This window comes from Methanoregula sp. (genome assembly GCF_002835825.1).
Classification (GTDB): Archaea; Halobacteriota; Methanomicrobia; order Methanomicrobiales; family Methanospirillaceae; genus Methanoregula.
This window is the reverse complement of the sequence record NZ_PIZH01000276.1, coordinates 1-2910: the sequence shown is the minus strand read 5'-3', so window position 1 is coordinate 2910 and position 2910 is coordinate 1. Positions and strand designations below refer to the sequence as shown.

Genomic DNA, 2910 nt, shown 5'->3' with positions numbered 1-2910 from the left:
TACCAGTGGTAAACTGGCCGGCATCACAGTTGCCGTCAAAGACAATATCTCGACACAGGGTATCGAGACCACCTGCGCCTCGAAGATCCTCAAGGGCTATGTTCCCCCGTACGATGCCCATGTTGTCGGGCTCCTGAAACAGGCAGGCGCCGCGATCGCGGGCAAGACCAACATGGACAAATTCGGGATTGGGACCACCACCGAGAACTCCGCGTTCGGCCCCACCCTCAACCCCTGCGACACCGGGCGCGTCCCGGGCGGTTCCAGCGGGGGGAGCGCCGCAGCAGTTGCTGCCGGCATGGTGAAGATGGCCCTTGGCACGGATACCGGCGGGTCCATCCGGTGCCCTGCCGCATTCTGCGGCATCGTCGGCCTGAAACCCACCTACGGCCGTGTTTCGCGGTACGGCCTCATCGCGTACGCCAACTCGCTCGAACAGATCGGCCCCATGGGAAAGACCGTCTCCGATGTCTCCACCCTCATGGGCGTCATTGCCGGTTACGACCGTCATGATTCCACCTCGCAGAACAAGCCCTATGATCATACGCCCAGGGCGGACATCAAAGGCCTGAAGATTGGTATACCGGAAGAGTATTTCGGCAAGGGTGTCGACCCGCAGGTCGCTGCTGTTGTAAAGAAAGCGATTGGCCGGCTGGAGGAACTCGGCGCATCCACCATCCCGTGCGGCATCCCCTCCATGGAGTACGCACTCGCAGCGTACTATGTGACCTGCACCTGCGAAGCAAGTTCCAACCTTGCACGGTTCGACGGGGTCCGGTACGGCCCGGCAGCAGACACGAAAAAGTCCTGGCACGATGCATACCAGGAAGTCCGGAGCAGCGCATTCGGTACCGAGGTCCGGCGCCGGATCATGCTCGGTACGTTTGCCCTCTCAAGCGGGTATTACGGGAAGTACTATGCCAAGGCCCAGATCGCCCGCGAGAATGTCAGGAAGGACTTTTTGCGGATCTTCAAAGACGTTGACGTGATCGCCGGCCCGACCATGCCGACTATCGCGTTCAGGTTAAAGGAGAAGAGCGACCCGCTCTCGATGTACCTTGCCGACATCCTTACGGTTCCCGCGAACCTTGCCGGTATCCCGGCAATCTCCGTACCGTGCGGAAAATCAGAGGGAATGCCGGTCGGCCTCCAGATTATGGGCCGTCACTTCGAGGACGAGCGTGTGGTCGATGTTGCGTATGCCTACGAGCAGGCGGTGAACTAAAGATGGCAGAAGAAGACACCCAGGTCATTGTCGGGCTCGAGGTACATTGCCAGCTGGACACCAAGAGCAAGCTCTTCTGCGGGTGCTCCACCGACTACCGCAGCGACGGCCCCAACACCCATGTCTGCCCCATCTGCCTCGGCCTCCCCGGCGCCATGCCGGCGCTGAACAAGCGGGCCATCGAGTACGCCATGAAGGTGGCAAAGGCCCTCAACTGTGAGATTGTCAACGAGTCCGAGTTCTCCCGGAAAAACTACTTCTACCCTGACCTTGATAAGGCATACCAGATCACGCAGTACGACAAGCCCCTTGCCGAGGGAGGTTACCTGGAGATCGAAGGCGATGCAGGCGGGGAGAAGAAGATCCGCCTCACCCGCATTCATGTCGAGGAGGACCCAGGTCGTCTCGTGCACATGGGCAATGTCGAACGCGGGAAGTACTCGCTCGTGGACTATAACCGTGCCGGTGTCCCGCTCATCGAGATTGTTTCCGAGCCTGATATGCGTTCACCCAAGGAAGCGCGAAAGTTTTTGAACAAGCTCCGTGCCACGCTCGAATACCTGAGTGTGTTCGACTCCGAGAAGGAGGGGTCACTCCGTGTCGACGCCAACATCTCGATCAAGGGGCACGAACGGGTTGAAGTGAAGAACATCACTTCCTACAAGGGTGTGGAGAAGGCGCTCACGTTCGAGGTCACCCGGCAGAAGAACCTGATCCGGCGCGGGCAGAGGATCGAGCGCGAGACCCGGCACTTCCTCGAAGGCCGGGGCGTCACCCAGTCGGCGCGCAGCAAGGAACAGGAGCATGACTACCGGTACTTTCCCGAGCCCGACCTCCGTCCGCTCCGGGTGAAATCATGGGTCGACGGGATCGTCCTCCCCGAGCTGCCGGATGCCCGCCGCGAACGGTTCATGGCGCAGTACGGCTGTTCGCTCAACCATGCCCGTACCCTTACCGGTGACCTGAAGCTTGCCAACTTCTTCGAGAAGGTCGTAGCATCCGATCCCAAAGGACTCGCCCCGCTTGCTTCAACGTGGATTGCCGATACGCTCATCGGCGAGCTGAACTACCGCGACATGGGGCTTGACCCCGTTGACCCGGAGAGTGTTGCCGCCCTGGTACGGCTGCTGAAGGCAGGGACCATCACGGACAAGAGCGGGGTTGAAGTACTGCGGGTGATGCTTGATCAGCGGCTGAAGAAGGAAAAGACCGAGACACCCGACGCGATCGTTGCCCGGCTTGGCCTGACAAGAACGACCGGCGACACGGGTGCGATTGCAGCCGCCATAGAAGAAGCCATCGGGGAAAACCCAAAAGCTCTCGAAGATTACCGGAACGGCGAGGGCAAGGCACTCAACTTCCTTGTCGGGCAGGTCATGAAGAAGACCCGGGGCAAGGCAGACCCCGCCGAGCTGAACCGTATGCTCACTGAAGCACTCAAAAAGAAGGAGGCGTAACACCCGTGCACCTGATCGTTGCAGAGAAGAACATCTCGGCCCGGCGTATCGCGGAGATCCTTGCCGGCGGAAAGAAGGTTAGCGAGCAAAAGGACGCCGGGGTCTCTACCTACCATTTCGGGGACACCGTGACAGTCGGGCTCCGGGGCCATGTCGTGGAGATCGACTTTGAGCCGGGATACCAGAACTGGCGGAGCGAGACGGCAACCCCGAGAAGCCTCATCGATG

The 2910-nt window shown here is 60.2% G+C and carries 3 protein-coding genes; all 3 read left to right on the top strand.

The features are described from left to right. Positions 1 to 1225: Asp-tRNA(Asn)/Glu-tRNA(Gln) amidotransferase subunit GatA (gene gatA / locus CW742_RS09720; RefSeq protein WP_292419743.1), on the top strand; the 1225-nt coding region annotated here is incomplete at its 5' end. A 2-nt stretch (positions 1226 to 1227) separates the two neighbouring features. Further along, the gene (gatB, locus tag CW742_RS09715) at positions 1228 to 2682 is read left to right on the top strand and encodes an Asp-tRNA(Asn)/Glu-tRNA(Gln) amidotransferase subunit GatB (RefSeq protein ID WP_292419740.1); all 1455 of its coding nucleotides are present in this window, start codon (positions 1228 to 1230) and stop codon (positions 2680 to 2682) included. A gap of 5 nt (positions 2683 to 2687) precedes the next feature. Then, a partial coding sequence (locus CW742_RS09710; protein WP_292419737.1) for a hypothetical protein occupies positions 2688 to 2910 on the top strand: 223 nt, incomplete at its 3' end.

Coding starts and splice junctions, on each gene's coding strand:
- gatB (WP_292419740.1), top strand. CDS start 1,228: ATGGCAGAAGAAGACACCCAGGTCATTGTCGGGCTCGAGGTACATTGC.